Below are 17,709 nucleotides of genomic sequence, written 5' to 3' on the forward strand. Positions count from 1 at the left end.
GTTTTATTCAAAACCGATCAAATTTCAATTTTTGAAAATATCATACGATAATTAACATTAGTTCCAGTCACATTTGTCACACTTGTCATAATTATGAATTGGTTTTTGGTCAATTAACTAGGGATTCAGATCGGAAAACAAAATTTTAGGCATTTGTAGTTCTAGTCTTCAGACTGATTGCCATATCTAGTCCACGACGAGTCATAGATGGGATCTTTTTTTCCTCTTGCAAACATTTCCAACTTTTTTGTTCTTGGAAATAGCTTTTGAATAATTTCGATAAACTCCAACGGCTTTGACGAATGTCCTGTGGGCTCTGCAAACACCACGGAAGGAATCCTGTCAGACTCAAAGGGAACACCAGGACTTCCACGTACTCCAATGAGTAGCAGCTCATGCGCTCCACGTACATAATGTCCAGTGCCAGATTTTACCTTGTTATCTTTCATTTTTACCCAGACAATGTTTGTTTTGTACTCCAGTTCATAGAAGCTCATCAAATCCACTGCCTCTTTCAGTTTGGGGTTTGTTGCCCACATAAAGACAATACTGTCTTTAGCAAGTGGAAGTTTTGGAAACTCTTTTTTTATTTCATCTAGTGTCATTGTCTTGTAATTTGGTGCTCCAGATAGAAGCAGATTGTAATCCCAGGCAAAATCAACATAGATCAGATTGAATTCTCCAGAAGGGAGAGACGGAGTGGGTTTTTTTCTGTTTTCTTCTCGTTGTACCATGCCATATCCATAATCTAAGCTAGTCTTTCCAGAGTCTAGATTCTTTTTGAGATTCTTGAAAAGTTCAGGATTTTTTTCTATGGCATCAAAGACATGCTGTCGCTTTCGTACAGTTTCATGACTCTCTTTTGTCAGATTGCCCACTATTTCGTAGCTTCCGTGTCTTACTTTATCCAAATCCTTGGATGAAGTCTCAAGGTCTGTTCTTTTCCCCTGCTGAGAGTATTTCTGTATTTCCTCTAGCAGAATTTTTTGTTTTTTTGACTTCTCACTTTGAGTCCATGGTTTTTGTGTATCGTTTTCTAGAATCTCAATCTGCAGTTTTTTAGGAAGTTTGTTTAGAATATCTTCAATGTTCAATTTGTTCCTCCGTTTCTGATGGAATAATATTTGCATCAATTGTATCCCATCCAAGTTTTCTGCATCCCTCCAAGCGACGCTTTCCTGCAAGTAATAGATAATTATCATTGTCTAGTTCCATTACCGTTATTGGGTTTAACAGACCAGAAATTGTGAGAGAAGACAGAAAGATCTTATCAATATTCAGATCTTCCCTAATACGTTCTTCTTCGATAATTTTCTCTAGTGGAATTTTTTTAATGTTCATACAATTTACTTTCCATATTTTTGTTGATAAAAAGCCCATGATGGTTTCAAAGAGATTTGTCAATCATTTTTTGTAGTTCATCTGAAAGTGGGTTTTTAGGAATAACAATTTTCTCTAATCTTGGATACAATTTTTTTCCTTTCTTTTTTGAATAAAAGCGAACTAAGCCAGATGTGAAATCATTGTATGTGACATGAAATGTTTGACCATTGTATTCCTCAGCTGCATCTATGCCAAAGTGATAGTGAGTTATAATCCACTCTTCCATAGGCACAAAACTTGCCTTGAAATTCGAGTATGCTTGGAGCAGTGTGTAAAGACGTCCCAAAACAAAGGAAAACCGTACTGCTCCCATAGCATCATATATGATAGGCTCAAGTGTACAACCTAAATCAATCTGTAATTTGTCAGGATAGACAAGGGCTGTAGCTTGGATGTTGTAATCAAGTTTGTAAGTGAACTTAATGCTGTGATTACGTTTGTGCATTGTTTCATGTGAGATGAAATCATGAAGATCAGATCGTGCAGTAATCTTGATATCATGGATTGCCGGAGGTTGTTTCTTTTGTCGTTTTAGAATTCGTATCATACGATCACCTGCAATCCCCGTATGGTGATGCGTTAGTGGGATTCGTTTATTCAAAGGTGTGCCGTTTACTCTGTAATAACAAGGCCTGCCTTTTGACTCTACGCTAATGACATTCCGCAGTCGCAATATCATTTGTCTAAAGTTTTCAGGTGACATGTTTGAGAAATCATATAATGAGAAAGGTCTTTTTTCCTCAATGTTGATTTGAATAGCGTCGTGTAAAAACTTCTTTTGCGATACTGTAACCCTATGAGTGTTACAAATTTCCGTTAGTAAAGCGTTAGTTTTAGAAATTCTCATTGGGAACACTTTACTCCATAGAACATTCCCAAGTGTAGTGCTTCTGCAACATGTGTAGCTACAGAATAAACTTTGTTTACTGATAGTCCAGACTCAATAGAATCTGAAGTGTCATGTGAAGATGTTAGATGGTATTTGAGAGCATATGGAGTTTTAAATTTTTTAGTTTTCCCATATAACTTCAAACATATTGGACATCCAATGTTTATTTTATTAAAGTCAGGTCTTGTACATTGATGAGGTTTATTAGAATCACAAGTTGTTTTCATTAATAGAAGCCTCCTCTGAATATTGTTGGTTTCGTTTAGTGGGTTGCAGTCTCACTTGTGGACCCACTAAAACAAAATTTTTGTTTTTATCAATTCTAATTTGAAATGTAATTATATCATCGATGAAGAAATCATCCCATTTTTTCTCTAGTGCAATAAGACGTTTTCCTTGGAAAGAAGTTGAGAGAACTAATCCAAGATTGATTTCCCTCAACTGCATCCCCCTTCTAATTTCATTTTTCCATATTCTGCATGGATGAATTCAACAATCAGTTTTTCTATGAACCTTGAGCGAGGAATCATGCCTCTACGAGCATCAACTTCTGTGACAATATTCTGCTCTAAAGAAATTCCTATGCTTAATCTAGTCATCAAATACATTTAGTTTATTAAATATATCTGATTGACTGTTGTAATGCTGACGCTGACGGCTGATTGTAAATATGATAATTGGTTAAGCGATTATCCATTTTTAGTAAGAGATTTTGATCGAATTTATGGAGGTCCAAATAATGCAAAAAAGTCTTTCATTAGGGGAAGAAAGATCTTCTTGGAAATCATGTCATACCTCTCAAAACATAAGAAATCAAGTTGTGAGGATATTGCCAAAGATGAATATAATAGAAAACCTAGTGGAAAAAGAAAAATTAAATCAATTACAGACGATGTTAGAAAATTTATCAAAGATAATTTAATTTCAGCTATTATAGTGAAAGAAGATGGATTTGAAAAAATATACAATAAAACAGTGAGAACGTATAGTTTAACGCCTTTTGGAATTTTATATGCTATTCATCTTGATGAAAAAAATCTGAGCAACATTGCTAAAGAGTATGAAGAAAATATTCCAAAGGTTTTTGGAAATTTTGAATTTTTGGAGAAAAAATTTGGAGAAAAATTTATTGATATTATTGGAATTAAAGAGTTAGCAGATACTGGAAAATCAAAAGCTTTTATGCCGACTGCAGGAGTTTTAGCATCTTTTGTAAATGATATGGATGGAGGATATTACAGTGATCCTGTATTTTTAGGCGGAAGATGGACCGATCAAATATCATTTGTGGTTTATTGTAATATTTTGAGTCATATTCTATTGCAATCGAAAGATCAGCAAATGGAAACTGGTGAAAAATATGAAACTATTTGTCAAAGAAATGTAAATGAATTTTGGAATGAGATAAACATAAAGGATTCTGAGATTAAGAAATGGTTTCATGAATGTGTTAAAGAAGCCTTTTTTGTTTACTCTGAAAGGAAGAAATTATTATCAAACGCTAAAAAGTGGTTTAAGAGATAAAATATAGTTTTAAAATGTTAGTTATTTCAATGCCAATTTGTTAGGATAATCTGGTAAATAATGAATACTTACTCGATTCTCTTCTTCGTCATAGCTAAACTTGATTCTTTCTTGCTCTTCAAAATCTCTTAATCCATTAATTGTTGCCTGATCAATGTTAAAAGATGATACTTCATTCCAGTTTTTATGGTTAGATCTTGTTTTTCGAAGTATTGCAACTCGTTCATTTTCAGTGAGTTGAATTTCCTTTGCTTTTGACCATTTAGGCATAATAGATATGATGTAAACAAATTCTTAACTTTTTTTCTAATATTGTTAGTTGTAATGAATAAATTTCATATGTTACAATCCACATTAACCATAATCCATTTGTTTACATTCCTTTCCCTGCTTCTTCAAGTTTTTTTGGCAGATCATTAATACCTGCCATAAAACCATACCCAAATGAAATTAGCCTCACTCCTGATTCTTCACAAGCTTTTGCAATACATCGTTCATACAATTTTCTAGACCCTGCTTTGAAGAAAACTATTGCATCATAATTTTTGATAGTTTCTTTGATCTTTGGAATTAATTCCTGACATCTTGTTTCATCCATCAGTCTGTTATAGGGAGCAGTAATCTTTTCAGCAGGAATAAGACCGTGTTCTGCACTAAGAATAAACATATCATTTTTTCCTTTGCGATTGTAAACTGCCTTGATTCTTGGAGATTTGTATAATTTCCATGCAGGTAAGGAAAGTTCTTCTTTTTTATTCCCACATGCAGTAACAACGGAAACTTTCATTTTTCATCATAAAGTTTAGAGTCTATTATTATAAGATCGTTTTGATTAATTTTGATGTCAGATGAAGGATTATTTGCTGTACAGTATTTTTCTAATTTGCATTGATTCCTGATTGGACACACACTACCATTTTTATGATTTGTGCATCCAAATCTGCTTAGATTCCAAAGTGCCTCATCAAGCTCCAAAGGATAGTGATCAGTTCCATCACATGCGTCAATCCATGCTTGTTTTGAAAGTTCTGCCAAAGTTGAAAAATTGCCCTCAAACGTTCCTGATAAGCATCCGGTCATGATAGTAGAGCGGGCAGTATGAATATCGATGGGTATTGGAACTTTTTGTAAATTTTTAAATTGAATCTTTGCTTCTTTGTGAAGCATTCTAATCCATAATGAAAGAATTTTTCCCGTACCAGTAGAGCCTGCAAGATATGGAAAGTTTTTCCCATATTCTCGTCTCATCGCAGTAACAATTTGATATGCATCATAGTTGAATTTTTCAAAAAGATTTCTAGGATCACCATTAAATAAGTCTGCAAGAGACTGGGATATGGTTCTCCAAATGTCGGTATCTTTTTCCCTTTTCTTACTAAGTTTGTATTTTGCAAGAGATTCAACTAGCTCATCCCTTGTTTTGTGTACAACATCTTTCGGAGAAAAAATCCATCTGGTGTTAATGTCTTCCCAAGATTTACGTGATGCATTCCAAAGATCATTAGCAGAACGCTGATAGTCAATAGATACAGTCATGGTAAGAAACATGACTTGTTCATAGCTTCCAATTTCCAAACCTCTTGGTGTTTCAGATTCAGGAAGATCAGATCCAGAGAATATTCCGTCTCTTTTATCATACCAATCAAGAAGAATATCAATTACTTTTCTAGTATGTTCAGGATTTGTCTTTAGCATGGATTACATTGATGTTTGAAGTATTTAGGAAATTAAAATGGACAAAAATATTTCAAATCATTTCTCGTTATTAGATCCTAAAAACATTTCAAAAATTGACGGATCAAAAAATAAGCATACAGGATATACCAAAAGTATAACTCATTTTAGTTCTAAAGATAAATGGTTCAGTTAAAGTAAGATCTGAACTACAATTTGCTCAATCATCAAAACTAGACAAAAAATCAATGTTAGTTGTTATAGATAATTATCCATCAAACACACATATGTTTACTATTCCACAACTATAATTCCTGTTTGCCAAGGATGCACCATACAGAAATAATGATAAGTTCCTTTTTCCTTAAGTTTACAAGAAAAAGTGTTATTACTCATGATTAATCCACTGTCAAATTTACCACTTGGACCTGCATCAGGAGTACCGCTAGTGATTGTATGTGCTGCCGAGTCAACATTCTCCCAAGTAACATTACCATTTTGTTTGATAGTGCATTGGTGAGGTTCAAAACAAGAATGTGTTTCTTCACACCCAGGAACAGCAGTTCCGACTGGTATTTTTACTATATATTCAGGAGATGGTTTAACTGATTGGAGTTCAATTAAAACAGTTTCAAGGAATTCAATATGTTGTCGTAAATTGCTGAAACTAAGTTTGATTGCGTTATGGGAAATAGAATCTCTAAAATCAACTAGTTGTTGAAGTTGTGAATATAAAGAATTTGAAATTTGTTCTTTATTTTTTAATTCTTTAATTCTATGAACAGTAGTTTTTGTCCCATGATCATATTTTGGAGAATTTGTAATATTGAATAGAAGTTTTTCTAAAGCAGTATATTTTATAAAAAATTTATGGATTAAATTGGAATAATGAGGATAATAGGTTACTGTTCTAGAAGCAACCATTTCGTTGTGAATATCTATCATTTTTTCAATATGTTGATTTTTACTCGAAGTATTTTCAAATTTATCTACTTGCATTTCACGTCTAAGTTTTGAATATTTTTTTTCTAATTCATATTCGTCAAGCTTGGATTTTTCTATCAGTTTCTTTCTTTGAGTATATCTAAAGAAAACAATAGTTATCAAAATGGAGGCAATCACATAAGATATTATTACTGCAGGAATAGCTGTTTCCCAGTAAGATAAAGAGGATAAAAAGAAGATAAAAGGAGACAATAATCCTAAATGCTCATCATCCCTAGTGAAATCATATTGGTACCCATTTGCATCATTAGCAGTAATTATTAATGTGGATAAACTTTCGTGAGGCAAATCATAAAATTCTAAAATACAATCAATGTCAGTTGAGAATTGGGATAATTCCAACAAAATAAAATTTTGTTCATTTGTAATGTGTTGGCTTTCAAAGCAAGAGTTTTTTGTTAAAATTATGTTATTTTTTGATTCTATGAAAATTTCTACATTTTTAGCTTGAGAACTACCAATATTTTGAGCACGTATTTTTTCACCATGAGTGGAATTATTCAATTCCAAATCAATTTCTGCAAAAAACTGAGGTTTGGGTTTCAAGATTTCAGTTTCAGATACAGTACTACTAATGGTAGTACCAACTACAGTAATAACCACAGCAATAATTGTGATAATAAGATCTCTAGTTTCCAATAAGAAGTTATGAAAATCACTTAACTTAACTTTTTGTCACAAAAATAATGTTAGTTATTATGAATAATTTCAAATGTTTTTAGTAATACCTAGGAAACAGAGCTTTCCATGTATCAGTTGAACGATGTAAAATTGGCAAGGAGTTATTTGGAGAAGCATCTGAAAAAATGACTAAAGATTGTCCATTTCTATGTCCATATACATGCTGTTCTGAATTAGGAATCTTTTTACAATAATTTTGTAAAATTATTTTTTCTTCTTCAGTAAAAGTTCGATTACTAGGATGAAACGCTCTAGTTTCTTCAGAAAGTTCACTAGAGCATATTATTTCAAAGTGATTAGCAGTTTCTTCCTCTACTCTATTAATTGCATCAGTATAACCAACTAAAGCACCTACAAAATATGAATGGTTTTCATTTTCCCACATTTGAACTCGTCCCCATGCTTCAATGACAGTATCACCAGAACCAATGAAGTCATCAACAAAGAAAATAGACATTGATGTATCAATATTAGCAAGTTCACTTAGATCCATAAATTTAATGAATTTTTTACTTATTGCAGTACGTTCTCGTGCAGTCGTTGCCATAGTTTGTCGTAATTTACGTTGAATAGATTCAGAACTGGTTCCAATTACTGGTTTGATAGGAGAGATATTAACATCATCAAGATCAGCATTTGTCAGAGAGCGAATTCTTTGTCCAAGATCTCGTGCAAGTGCAATTGTTCTAGGCCCATCATAGAAGTCAACATGCTCTAGTAATTTTAAAGCAAGTTCACAGTGTTCAGGTTCAAATTGACTAACGAATTGATCTAAATTGGTTCTAGAAATTCCTGAAGAATAACTACTAAATCGAGATGTAAGATTTTCTAAATCGTTAGACTTGTCAATAAGAAATCGTCGTATATCTTCATGCAAAAATAATACCTCATAGATTTAATAATTCAGTAATACGATCATCAATATCCATTAACAGATTCTTAAAAGATCTTTTGTCTTTTACTTCAGAATATTCAATTTTATTCAAAAGTTTTAATAATTGAGTACTAACTTTCATGATTTCTTTTTCAGTATAAACACCGGATGCTGTTTTTTCGTATACTTCTTCTATGTGCATTGCTTTGGATGTAGGATTATCTCTAGTTGGTTTTGGTGTTGATTTAATATATTCAGTAACATGCTCAACAATTCGTCTTTTTGGAACACCTTCTTTTTCTGAACTAAGAATTTGTTTTAAAAGTCTGAATTCTTTTATCATGTTTACAATTGTACCATCTTGTTTTTTCTTAATCATTATATCAATAAGCTTATTTTTTGGAAATTCTTTTGTAATTTCTGGGAATTTTTCAATTTTATCTAATACTAAATCTAATTGAGAAAAGAAATCACCACCAAGACGTTTTTTTGGATCTTTAGTTAGTGCTAAATCAAAATATTTTTTATATTTTAAAGCTCTTCTATATTCACCAATTCTTCCTGATGGAATAGATGTTAATTTGGATAATTCTGTGTTAGTAATTTTGGTTTTGTTTTTTTGTTCAAGTAAAATAATTAATTGTTCTAATGACAAAGCTGTAGGTACAAATTCCCAATCAACTCGAACATTATGAATATTGAACATTAAAATTAAATTGGAAGTTTTATCTGGTGGGGCAATTTTATTACAAGGTATTTCAGACAAACTTAGATTTTTTGCACATCTTAAACGACGATCACCATCTAATAGGACATATCTATCAGAACCTTTAGGTTGGTATACTGTAAGTGGAACTAAAACACCCCTTTGCTTAATGGATTTTTTTAAATCCTCTAAATCTTCTTCGTCAAATAATCTTCTAGGATTGTACTTATTCGGTTCTATTTTTTTAGGATTTATGTAAATTAGTTCTGAGGGTTCTTCACTCATATGACTTCGTAAAAACTACTCCCATATAGGAATTATAATACTTAATTTTAAAAACTATATTCCAGTTCTACGTGTAGCGACAGTAATTTGTGCCCAATCTAAGAAATTATTATAATAATATCGAAGAGGGTATTTTCCATATTGCTCTAATTCTGAAGGGGAAGGACAGTGACCTAATTTTCTTGCAACATTTTTTACTTCAATCTGAAGTTGCATTTTTTGTATTTTAGATTGATGTTTTACTTCAGGATATCCTTTATTCTTACTTGTTGATTTAGATTGAGTTTTGTCAAATGGATTTAAGCCATTTTGAAGTAAACTATGTCTACCCAAGGATGTTTTGTAATATGATTTATTTTTTTCAATTCCAATATATTTTCGAGCTAAAGAATCTGCTACCAAAGAGGTCGTTCCAACACCATTAAAACAATCAAGAATTACATCATTAGGATTACTAAATATAGAAATAATTCTTTTTGCAAGTTTTTGTGGCATTAATGTTGGATGATTGTATCTGAATGAATTATGTCTTATACGATGAATGTCTGTCCATAAATCAGATATTGGTTTTCGATCATGTTTCATTTTATTAGTTCTTTTTTTCAAACAAATTGAACGAATACAATAGCCAAAATTTAATGGATTTAGTATTTCTTCATCAGAATTTTTTAAGTTTGAATTATCAACGTGGCGAATAGTTGGACCTTTTGAAAAACAAAGTATTGGATAATGTGCTGGAATAACAGGTGTATGAGGATAAGAAAAAGCATCCCATGATATCCATCCTTGAAAAGTAAGTCTTTTCTGAAGATATGGAAATAATTCTATTGACCATAATGGTATGTTAACTAGTGTAAGCAATCCACCACGTTTCAAAGTTCGGGAAATTTCATCAATCCATTTTTTACACCATTGAAGATATTCATAATCATCTAAATTATCAGAAAAATCCCCATATTTGATAGATATATTGTAAGGTGGATCTACAAGAGCTAAATTAACTGAATTGTCAGGTATTTTTTTAAACCCAGTAAGAACATCAGAATTGAAAATAATATTGGTTTTTAATTTGAGTTTTTTACTTTTTATCTCAAATAAAGCAGGATTAATTTTTTCAAATTTTTCAGGACTTAGATTAGATAATTTCCATTTATTTAGCATTTTTTTATCTAATGAAAAAAAATGAATATTTTCATTTTTATCTTTTTTAGTAAGATCTAATACTCGTTGTAATATAGATAAAGGGATTTTTTGTTTTAAGTTAATCTGAATATCTGTCCATACATCTGAAATTCGGGTTCCTTCTTTATTTAACAAATGTTTCTTCCCCCCATAATCTTTAACGGTATTTTTACAACATTTACAAAATTGATATGGTTTTCTTACATGGTTAAGGGATTGTTTAGTAGTAGAGAAAATTATTAATCCCACATGTTCATTAGGTAAAAAATTATCTATTTTTTTTACTTTCTTAAGACGAATAGATATTAAATTCTGAAAATGATATTTTTTATCTATTGAATGATAGATGTAGGGTAACATATGCATCGAACCCAAAACGATAAGATGTCGAGATGTATTATCTAAAGAAGTTAAATGCTGAATAAATTCACAGATCTTAGTCATCATACTATTTTTAGAAAAATTTTGAATTTCAGATTTATCAATAAAAGGTAATTTTATGAAAAAAATTTTTGAATTTAGTAATTCCGTTTCAATTTGTTCAATCTTAGTAGTAGTCACTATTTTGATATTATTAGATTTCAAAGTAAGACCTCATTATTGATAAAAATTGGTGGTTAATAAAATATGGAATTTGATTAATCATTTTATTTCATAAATCCAGGTTACAATTCATACAATACCACTGTCCATCTGAAGTTTTATCCCTCATTTTCTTTGGATGTTTGCAGTTCACATGAAGCTCCTTTTGGATTGCCTCCAGGATTTTGACATTGTCATCTAAAATACCAGCCCATGTCTGAACCAGACCGTAAAAGGAATCATGCTCAGAGTTCCATTTCTTTGAAGGATCAAGCATTCCATCTCTTAGCTTGATATCTCCTTTCAACAACAAATCTATCAGATGAATTGCCTTTTTTGATACCATCAGTGTGTGACAGATTATACGTATGCAAAAAATACCGATGGTCAAAAATCTCAGGCTTCATCTGACCTGACATGTGACTGCAAAAAGAGGTTATCCCTAAAAAATACTATGGTAAATTAACTATATTAGATGGAAAATTCAAACGAATTCTATGAGTCCTGGAATAGGGTTAATGAAAAGGAGATTAGAGAAAGAAAAAGATGCAATCGCTTTGGCAGTATCAGGTATTGCAAAAAAATATGATGTTAAGCCAGACAATATTGAGACTTTGGAGACAAAATATCATGATGATGCAGGAGACTGGTACGTTGCATTAGGATGGGATGAAAAAAAGGCAGTTATCCAGATGGATTCAGTTTTAGGAACAATTACAGAAATTAAAGAAATTTAATTATCCATAAAGATATTGAGGATGTTATGACTAGTGCAATTGTACTTGGGGGTTCAAGAGGTATTGGGAAAGCAATAGCTGAATCACTAAAATCTATAGAAATTGATGTATTTGCAGCTTCCAAAAAAGATATCGACACTTCAAATTTAGATAGTGTGAAAAAATTTCTGGATACACATAATCAAACAGATATTTTAATACTAAATACTGGAGGGCCTACACCAAAACAATTTTCTGAAATAACTGAAGAGGATTGGAAACTATATCACAATCAGTTGTTTTTAGGATTTTGCACAATTTTACAAAAGTTAAAGATTAATGATGGGGGTTACATTTTTGTGATTAGTTCAAGTGTTATTAAAGAACCAAATATGAAACTAATAATTTCTTCAGCATACCGTGTCGCATTTAGTGAAGTTTTCAAAGTATTAAGTAAAGAATATGCTCAAAAAAATATTAGTTGCATCAACATAGCACCAGGTCCTATCAATACAGATAGAACTAAAGAATTAATAAAAAATGTAGAAGAATATGAAAAAACACTTCCAATGAAAAGACTTGGAGAACCAGAAGAGATTGGAAATTTTGTGAAAGGTATAATTGAAAATAAAATAAAGTATCTATCAGGAGTTACGATTAACTTTGATGGTGCAAATTCAAACTATGTTTTTTAAGATTATTTTTTAAATTCAACATTTGGAGTGTCAGGTTGACCTGCTATTGCAATTAATCCACCTTCTCGTAACTGTTGTAATAATTGCATGACTTCTTTTTCTACTTGGTTTCTCTGTAATCCTGTTTGCTGTGCAAATACTTCAACTAGTTCTGTAACTTTGCGTTCTCCGTTACAAGATTTCCAAAAATCAACAATAGCTTGGTTCACCATAAATCCTTGTTCATGTTCGTTAGCTAACACCATAGAACCATCTTCTTGTTGAACTAGTTTTCCAACACCTTGTGGTAATGCAGTTTCATAGTTAATTGGTGCAGGAGTATTCATTGCGGCACCCATATTTTTTAATTTCATTTTTCCTTCATCAGTCATTTTATCCATCGACCATGCAGGCTCCCAAACAATGTCTATTTTGACATTGTTTACTCCAGGAACTTTTTTGGCATATCTTGTTGCATCTTGAACTAGAGTTTCATGTAGTGGACAACCTTGTGTAGTCATAGTCATTTTGATATTAACATCATTATTTTCTGCAACATCAATTCCATAGATTAATCCCATCTCTACAATATTTAGAGGGACTTCAGGATCCATACATTGCTTTAAAGAATCCTCAATTGCTTGCGCAGAAACACTACTCATATTTTAAAATGAACTTTGAAAAACAATAAAAACTTTCTATTAATTAGCTTGAAATAATTTTGGGATAGATTCTTCATAAGGGGCCTTAGCCACGCCTTTTTCTGTAATTATTCCTGAAATTAGTTCAGGGGGAGTCATATCAAATGCAGGATTTATCACATTAATATCATCAGGAGCTGTTTTTTTATCACCAATTCCAGTAACTTCACTTCCTTTTCTCATTTCAATTATGACATCTTCTACTTTGGTTTCCAAATCAATTGTCGATAATGGTGCTGCTACATAAAATGGGATTCCATGTTGTTTTGCCATGGTCGCTACCTGATATGTTCCAATTTTATTAAAGACATGACCAGTTTTTACTATTCTGTCTGCTCCAACAACAACTTTATTCACTAAACCATTTGCCATAGAATATCCTACTGCAGTATCTGGGATTAAACTAACATCAAATCCATCATGTTTTAATTCAAATGCAGTAAGTCGTGATCCTTGTTGAATAGGTCTAGTCTCTGTAGCAATTACTTTAACATTTTTCCCACTATCCCTAGTTGCTCTAATAACACCTAGTGCAGTTCCGTATGCAACAGTAGCTAGTGCACCAGCATTACAATGAGTCATTATTGTATCATTATTATCAAAAAGAGGTGAACCATTCTTTCCCATAGCTTTGTTTATTTCAATGTCATCTTCTGCCATTTTTTTGGCAGTGGAAATTACTAGTTCTCTAATTTGCTCAACTGTTTCTCCAGTCTTTGCCACATTCATGATTTTCTCCAATCCCCAACCCAAGTTTATTGCAGTAGGTCTAGTTGCAAAAAGAATTTTTCTTGCATTTTCTAAATCTAAGAATAATTCATTTTTTGTAGTTGCATGACTTTGTAATGCTGCCAATGCCAATCCAAAGGCTCCAGAAACACCTATTGCGGGGGCACCTCTCACTACAAGATTCTTGATAGCATTTGCAATTTGATTAAAATCATCGTATTCTACAAAAATAAGATTATTTGGTAGTTTAGTCTGATCAATCATTATAACTTTATTATTTTCCCATCTAACAGTTTTTAGAGAATTTATTTCTGTACTCAATATTCATTCACAAAGCGTACTCAAGATTAGTGATTTATTAAGTATTATATTATTGATATCTAAAATATGATGTTGTGTTTGATCTAAAAACTCTCAAAAAAATAGATAAAAAATCAATGTATCAAGCATATGATAGTTGGGCAGAAATTTCTAAAGAATCCTATAATTCAAATATAAAAATTACAGAATTTAGAGATATTGATCATATCGTATTTATAGGAATGGGGGGTTCTGGAACAATTGGAGACATCTTTTCTTCAATCCTTTCTAAGACAAACATCCATGTATCGATAGTTAAGGGATATTTGTTACCAAAAACAGTTGATAAAAAATCACTATTAATTTTCACTAGCGTATCAGGAAATACAATAGAAACATTGTCTGCTCTAAAAAACGCAAAAAAACAAGGATTCAAGACTATTTCATTTTCATCAGGAGGATTATTAGAAAAATATTGTGAAAAAAACAATTTAGAGTACAAAAAAATTAAAGAAAATCATTCACCTAGAGCATCTTTTGTATCATATCTTTATTCAATTTTGAAAATTCTGGAAGATATGTTTCCAATTAAAAAAAAAGAAATTATTAATTCAATTAAAGAATTAGAGAAATTAAATAAGAAAATATCATCAAAAAACTTAACATCGAAAAATCCAGCTATAAAATTAGCAAAAGAAATTTCTGGAATTCCACTAATTTATTATCCATCAGGATTACAAGCAGTTGCCATAAGATTCAAAAATTCATTACAAGAAAATGCAAAAATGCACACATTTGTTGAAGATGTAGTGGAATCTTCTCATAATGGAATTGTTGCTTGGGAAAAAAAATCTCAAGTTTCTCCAATATTACTTCAAGGATATGATGATTATATAAAAACTAAAGAAAGATGGAAAATTATTAAAACATATTTTGATAATAAAGAAATTAGTTATGCCGAAGTCTTTTCAATAAAAGGGGACATATTATCAAAAATAATTCATTTGGTTTACTTATTAGATTATACTTCAATTTACAAAGCAGTGTTATCAAACATTGATCCATCACCCGTAAAATCCATAGATTTCATTAAATCCAATCTAGATTAAGAAAAATTTCAGTCTACAACTTTAAAAGGACATAATTAAATTCTGATATATGAAAATAATATTTGGGATTCCAGCTTTTAATGAAGAAAAAAACATAGCAGCGATTTTACTAAAACTAAAAGAAATATCTCCAGAAATAATTGTATGTGATGATGGTTCAAAGGATCTAACGGCAAAAATTTCTGAAGAGTTAGGAGCCACTGTCATTCAACATGAAAGAAATTTTGGATATGGTGCATCCATAAGAACTATTTTTCTGAAAGCCAAAGAAATGAAGGCTGATGTTTTGATTACTTTTGATGCTGATGGACAACATAGAGTTGAGGATATCTCAAAGGTGTTAGAACCCATTGAAAACAATGATGCAGATGTTGTTATTGGTTCTAGATTTTTAAATAATGAGCAAAAAATTCCAAAATATAGAAAAGTTGGAATAAGAACAATTACAGAACTTACAAATATAGCAGGAGGTACTAAAATTACAGATTCACAAAGTGGATTTAGAGCATACAATAAAAAAATATTAGAAAACATTCAACCTACAGAATCAGGAATGGGAGTATCTACAGAAATTTTGATCAAAACACAAAAAGCTGGATTTAAAATATCAGAGGTCCCAATAATTATTTCATATGAAGGAGAAACATCAACTCATAATCCCATAGCACATGGATCATCAGTGATTCTTAGTACAGTAAAATATGTAGCAATTGAACGTCCACTCACTTTTTATGGTATTCCAGGAATGGTTTTTTTAGTAATTGGTCTTTCTTTTGGATTATGGGCAATACAGATTTTTTCAGAACAAGGGAAAATTATTACAAATATAGCATTAGTGGGATTAGGTGGAATAATTCTTGGCACAATACTAATGATTACAGCTACAATTTTACATTCAATTGTAAGTGTTGTGAGAGAGAGAAAATGAGTTTTAAATAGTATTGAAAATTTTAAATTTAATTTTAATATCAAAGTCATTTGGCTATGGTATGTATATAAATATGAAAAAATGAGTAATATAGTTGTCAGAAGAAACCTCAAAATTAATTCAACTTCAAAAAGAAAATCCATTTTTAACTTCAAAAGTAAAAAGAAAAATGAATTCTCGAGATTGTAGAGTATTATTTTTGTATCCAAATGAACGAGGAATGAGTACAATTCCCCCTTCAATCACATCACTTTCTCAAATTCTCAAAAATGAGGGTCATCAGACTGCTCTTTTTGATACCACGTTTTACAAATTTGATGATGAAATAACCCTTGAAGATTCAGATGATGTTAAAGCTAAAGCTGTGGAAAATAGACCAATTTTAGAAATGGATGATGATGATTTACATTTTAAAAAAACTACAAGATCAGCTGTTCTCGATTTTGAAACAGCTATTGAAAATTTTAAACCAGACTTTATTGCAGTTTCATGTACAGAAACTACATTTTTACGTGCAATGAAATTAATTGATCAAACAAGACATAAAAATATAAAAAATCTTTTTGGCGGGGTATTCCCTACTTTTGCACCAGATCTTGTAATGAGTTACAAAAATATTGACATGTTATGTGTTGGCGAAGGAGAAAATGCTATAATTGATTTAGCTAACTCGATTTCAAACGAAGAAGAATATTCTAATGTTACTAATTTATGGATTAGGCAAAAAGATGGAACAATTACAAAAAATAGTATATCTCGTCCAGTAAATATAGATGAAATTCCTACAATCACAGATATCGGGTTATTTGGTGAGAAACGATTTTATCGACCAATGGGTGGAAAAATCCGCAGATTATTACCAGTAGAAACTCACCGTGGTTGTCCATATACTTGTTCATTTTGTAATTCTCCAGGTCAAAATAGACTATACGGAGATGGTGATTTTTTAAAAGGAATGTCATTTTTTAGAAAAAAATCAATGAACCTTGTTAAAACAGAAATTGAAAACCATATTGACAAATATAATGTTGAATACATCTATTTTTGGGCAGATACTTTTTTGGCATGGAACAATAATGAATTTGATGAATTTTGTGATATGTATTCTGAATTCAAATTACCTTTTTGGTGTCAAACAAGGATTGAAACCATTGAAGAGGATAAATTTAGTAGATTAAAAAAGTTAGGTTTGGATAGAGTAACTTTTGGATTAGAACATGGGAATGAGAAATTCCGTAGAGAAGTTGTTAAACGAGATTATTCAAACGAAGATGCCATTAAAAAAATAAAAATAATAGAAAAACTCGGAATAACTTTTAGTGTAAATAATATCATAGGTTTTCCTGATGAAACTAGAGAACTAGCTTTTGATACAATTGAATTAAATCGTAGATTTAATTCAGACAATACTAGTTGTTCAATTTTAGTTCCATTTCATGGGACAGAACTTCACGACTATGCTGTAAAAAAGGGATATATTGATCCAAACATTATTTGTGCCGTAAGTAATTCTGGAGAAAGTTTACTAAATATGCCTCAATGGGATAAAAAAGATATGACTCGATTACGTGATGTATTTGCAATGTATATCAAATTTCCGAAAGATAGATGGGCAGAAATTAAAAAAGCAGAAACAGATGAGGAATTACGGTCAGAATTAAGAGAAGAATTTGTTGAAACTTATTGGTCAGATTCATCTGCAAAAATTGAAGATGATATAGCAGAAGCTGCAAAAGGTCTTTTTTAATAGTTAAAAAAATCAATTAT

At 31.1% G+C, this 17,709-nt stretch carries 22 protein-coding genes; 6 read left to right on the forward strand and 16 right to left on the reverse strand.

Annotated elements, in window-relative coordinates; translation table 11 throughout:
• Positions 1 to 161: 161 nt before the first annotated feature.
• The 6 genes from ACW9W3_RS02420 to ACW9W3_RS02445 are packed head-to-tail and all read right to left on the reverse strand — an operon-like array spanning position 162 to position 2,871.
• A complete protein-coding gene (locus ACW9W3_RS02420; RefSeq protein ID WP_457764573.1) occupies positions 162 to 1,094 on the reverse strand; it encodes an MT-A70 family methyltransferase in 933 nt (310 codons plus the stop codon).
• Positions 1,084 to 1,341, reverse strand: coding sequence for a ParB N-terminal domain-containing protein (locus tag ACW9W3_RS02425; RefSeq protein WP_457764574.1), 258 nt, complete (start codon positions 1,339 to 1,341; stop codon positions 1,084 to 1,086). The genes ACW9W3_RS02420 and ACW9W3_RS02425 overlap by 11 nt, the downstream gene beginning before the upstream one ends.
• Before the next feature lie 46 nt (positions 1,342 to 1,387).
• Entirely contained in the window at positions 1,388 to 2,230 is an 843-nt protein-coding gene (locus tag ACW9W3_RS02430) for a hypothetical protein (RefSeq protein WP_457764575.1), read from the reverse strand.
• The gene (locus ACW9W3_RS02435; protein WP_457764576.1) at positions 2,227 to 2,499 is read right to left on the reverse strand and encodes a hypothetical protein; all 273 of its coding nucleotides are present in this window, start codon (positions 2,497 to 2,499) and stop codon (positions 2,227 to 2,229) included. Before ACW9W3_RS02435 ends, ACW9W3_RS02430 begins: the two co-directional genes overlap by 4 nt.
• Complete coding sequence (locus tag ACW9W3_RS02440) at positions 2,483 to 2,713, reverse strand: hypothetical protein (RefSeq protein WP_457764577.1); 231 nt, start codon at positions 2,711 to 2,713, stop codon at positions 2,483 to 2,485. The genes ACW9W3_RS02435 and ACW9W3_RS02440 overlap by 17 nt, the downstream gene beginning before the upstream one ends.
• Positions 2,710 to 2,871 (reverse strand): hypothetical protein, encoded by a 162-nt coding sequence (locus ACW9W3_RS02445; RefSeq protein ID WP_457764578.1) that lies wholly within the window; start codon positions 2,869 to 2,871, stop codon positions 2,710 to 2,712. The genes ACW9W3_RS02440 and ACW9W3_RS02445 overlap by 4 nt, the downstream gene beginning before the upstream one ends.
• Positions 2,872 to 2,914: 43 nt before the next feature.
• Between ACW9W3_RS02445 and ACW9W3_RS02450 the strand changes: the two genes are divergently transcribed.
• A complete protein-coding gene (locus tag ACW9W3_RS02450) occupies positions 2,915 to 3,796 on the forward strand; it encodes a hypothetical protein (RefSeq protein ID WP_457764579.1) in 882 nt (293 codons plus the stop codon).
• A gap of 21 nt (positions 3,797 to 3,817) precedes the next feature.
• On the opposite strand, the gene ACW9W3_RS02455 is transcribed toward ACW9W3_RS02450, so the two are convergent.
• The 8 genes from ACW9W3_RS02455 to ACW9W3_RS02490 all read right to left on the reverse strand — a co-directional run bounded on the left by ACW9W3_RS02455 (position 3,818) and on the right by ACW9W3_RS02490 (position 11,131).
• Positions 3,818 to 4,066, reverse strand: coding sequence for a hypothetical protein (locus ACW9W3_RS02455; protein WP_457764580.1), 249 nt, complete (start codon positions 4,064 to 4,066; stop codon positions 3,818 to 3,820).
• 103 nt (positions 4,067 to 4,169) lie between these two features.
• Positions 4,170 to 4,583 (reverse strand): DUF6884 domain-containing protein, encoded by a 414-nt coding sequence (locus tag ACW9W3_RS02460; protein ID WP_457764581.1) that lies wholly within the window; start codon positions 4,581 to 4,583, stop codon positions 4,170 to 4,172.
• A complete protein-coding gene (locus tag ACW9W3_RS02465; RefSeq protein ID WP_457764582.1) occupies positions 4,580 to 5,491 on the reverse strand; it encodes a hypothetical protein in 912 nt (303 codons plus the stop codon). The genes ACW9W3_RS02460 and ACW9W3_RS02465 overlap by 4 nt, the downstream gene beginning before the upstream one ends.
• Positions 5,492 to 5,764: 273 nt before the next feature.
• Positions 5,765 to 7,114, reverse strand: a complete 1,350-nt coding sequence (locus ACW9W3_RS02470) for a plastocyanin/azurin family copper-binding protein (protein ID WP_457764583.1) — start codon at positions 7,112 to 7,114, stop codon at positions 5,765 to 5,767.
• 79 nt (positions 7,115 to 7,193) lie between these two features.
• Positions 7,194 to 8,033 (reverse strand): phosphoribosyltransferase-like protein, encoded by an 840-nt coding sequence (locus ACW9W3_RS02475; RefSeq protein ID WP_457764584.1) that lies wholly within the window; start codon positions 8,031 to 8,033, stop codon positions 7,194 to 7,196.
• A 10-nt stretch (positions 8,034 to 8,043) separates the two neighbouring features.
• The gene (locus ACW9W3_RS02480; protein ID WP_457764585.1) at positions 8,044 to 9,021 is read right to left on the reverse strand and encodes a ParB/RepB/Spo0J family partition protein; all 978 of its coding nucleotides are present in this window, start codon (positions 9,019 to 9,021) and stop codon (positions 8,044 to 8,046) included.
• A 54-nt stretch (positions 9,022 to 9,075) separates the two neighbouring features.
• On the reverse strand, positions 9,076 to 10,650 hold the full coding sequence (locus ACW9W3_RS02485) for a DNA-methyltransferase (protein WP_457764586.1): 1,575 nt from the start codon (positions 10,648 to 10,650) through the stop codon (positions 9,076 to 9,078).
• A 205-nt stretch (positions 10,651 to 10,855) separates the two neighbouring features.
• Positions 10,856 to 11,131, reverse strand: coding sequence for a hypothetical protein (locus ACW9W3_RS02490; RefSeq protein WP_457764587.1), 276 nt, complete (start codon positions 11,129 to 11,131; stop codon positions 10,856 to 10,858).
• Between the two features lie 151 nt (positions 11,132 to 11,282).
• Between ACW9W3_RS02490 and ACW9W3_RS02495 the strand changes: the two genes are divergently transcribed.
• Together ACW9W3_RS02495 and ACW9W3_RS02500 are read left to right on the forward strand one after the other, a co-directional pair.
• Positions 11,283 to 11,522, forward strand: coding sequence for a hypothetical protein (locus tag ACW9W3_RS02495; RefSeq protein ID WP_457764588.1), 240 nt, complete (start codon positions 11,283 to 11,285; stop codon positions 11,520 to 11,522).
• Between the two features lie 26 nt (positions 11,523 to 11,548).
• Positions 11,549 to 12,196, forward strand: coding sequence for an SDR family NAD(P)-dependent oxidoreductase (locus ACW9W3_RS02500; RefSeq protein ID WP_457764589.1), 648 nt, complete (start codon positions 11,549 to 11,551; stop codon positions 12,194 to 12,196).
• Between the two features lie 2 nt (positions 12,197 to 12,198).
• Here the strand turns inward: ACW9W3_RS02500 and ACW9W3_RS02505 are convergent, their stop codons facing one another.
• Both ACW9W3_RS02505 and mtnA read right to left on the reverse strand, forming a co-directional pair.
• Positions 12,199 to 12,837, reverse strand: coding sequence for a PqqD family peptide modification chaperone (locus ACW9W3_RS02505; protein ID WP_457764590.1), 639 nt, complete (start codon positions 12,835 to 12,837; stop codon positions 12,199 to 12,201).
• Positions 12,838 to 12,876: 39 nt separating this feature from the next.
• The gene (gene mtnA / locus ACW9W3_RS02510; RefSeq protein WP_457764591.1) at positions 12,877 to 13,926 is read right to left on the reverse strand and encodes an S-methyl-5-thioribose-1-phosphate isomerase; all 1,050 of its coding nucleotides are present in this window, start codon (positions 13,924 to 13,926) and stop codon (positions 12,877 to 12,879) included.
• Positions 13,927 to 14,000: 74 nt separating this feature from the next.
• On the opposite strand from mtnA, the gene ACW9W3_RS02515 reads away from it, so the two are divergent.
• From ACW9W3_RS02515 to ACW9W3_RS02525, 3 genes are all read left to right on the forward strand, one after another.
• The gene (locus ACW9W3_RS02515; RefSeq protein WP_457764592.1) at positions 14,001 to 15,014 is read left to right on the forward strand and encodes an SIS domain-containing protein; all 1,014 of its coding nucleotides are present in this window, start codon (positions 14,001 to 14,003) and stop codon (positions 15,012 to 15,014) included.
• Positions 15,015 to 15,063: 49 nt separating this feature from the next.
• Positions 15,064 to 15,942 carry a glycosyltransferase family 2 protein gene (locus ACW9W3_RS02520; RefSeq protein ID WP_457764593.1) on the forward strand — a complete coding sequence of 293 codons (879 nt, stop codon included), beginning with the start codon at positions 15,064 to 15,066 and terminating at the stop codon, positions 15,940 to 15,942.
• A gap of 94 nt (positions 15,943 to 16,036) precedes the next feature.
• Positions 16,037 to 17,689 (forward strand): B12-binding domain-containing radical SAM protein, encoded by a 1,653-nt coding sequence (locus ACW9W3_RS02525; protein ID WP_457764594.1) that lies wholly within the window; start codon positions 16,037 to 16,039, stop codon positions 17,687 to 17,689.
• The last annotated feature ends 20 nt before the right edge of the window (positions 17,690 to 17,709 follow it).

Source organism: Candidatus Nitrosopumilus sp. bin_68KS (assembly GCF_054095825.1).

Excerpts from the sequence above, each read along its gene's own strand:
- ACW9W3_RS02425 (WP_457764574.1), bottom strand. The coding sequence starts at position 1,341 with ATGAACATTAAAAAAATTCCACTAGAGAAAATTATCGAAGAAGAACGT.
- ACW9W3_RS02430 (WP_457764575.1), bottom strand. The coding sequence starts at position 2,230 with ATGAGAATTTCTAAAACTAACGCTTTACTAACGGAAATTTGTAACACT.
- ACW9W3_RS02435 (WP_457764576.1), bottom strand. The coding sequence starts at position 2,499 with ATGAAAACAACTTGTGATTCTAATAAACCTCATCAATGTACAAGACCT.
- ACW9W3_RS02445 (WP_457764578.1), bottom strand. The coding sequence starts at position 2,871 with ATGACTAGATTAAGCATAGGAATTTCTTTAGAGCAGAATATTGTCACA.
- ACW9W3_RS02450 (WP_457764579.1), top strand. The coding sequence starts at position 2,915 with ATGCTGACGCTGACGGCTGATTGTAAATATGATAATTGGTTAAGCGAT.
- ACW9W3_RS02455 (WP_457764580.1), bottom strand. The coding sequence starts at position 4,066 with ATGCCTAAATGGTCAAAAGCAAAGGAAATTCAACTCACTGAAAATGAA.
- ACW9W3_RS02460 (WP_457764581.1), bottom strand. The coding sequence starts at position 4,583 with ATGAAAGTTTCCGTTGTTACTGCATGTGGGAATAAAAAAGAAGAACTT.
- ACW9W3_RS02465 (WP_457764582.1), bottom strand. The coding sequence starts at position 5,491 with ATGCTAAAGACAAATCCTGAACATACTAGAAAAGTAATTGATATTCTT.
- ACW9W3_RS02480 (WP_457764585.1), bottom strand. The coding sequence starts at position 9,021 with ATGAGTGAAGAACCCTCAGAACTAATTTACATAAATCCTAAAAAAATA.
- ACW9W3_RS02485 (WP_457764586.1), bottom strand. The coding sequence starts at position 10,650 with ATGATGACTAAGATCTGTGAATTTATTCAGCATTTAACTTCTTTAGAT.
- ACW9W3_RS02490 (WP_457764587.1), bottom strand. The coding sequence starts at position 11,131 with ATGGTATCAAAAAAGGCAATTCATCTGATAGATTTGTTGTTGAAAGGA.
- ACW9W3_RS02495 (WP_457764588.1), top strand. The coding sequence starts at position 11,283 with ATGAGTCCTGGAATAGGGTTAATGAAAAGGAGATTAGAGAAAGAAAAA.
- ACW9W3_RS02500 (WP_457764589.1), top strand. The coding sequence starts at position 11,549 with ATGACTAGTGCAATTGTACTTGGGGGTTCAAGAGGTATTGGGAAAGCA.
- ACW9W3_RS02505 (WP_457764590.1), bottom strand. The coding sequence starts at position 12,837 with ATGAGTAGTGTTTCTGCGCAAGCAATTGAGGATTCTTTAAAGCAATGT.
- ACW9W3_RS02520 (WP_457764593.1), top strand. The coding sequence starts at position 15,064 with ATGAAAATAATATTTGGGATTCCAGCTTTTAATGAAGAAAAAAACATA.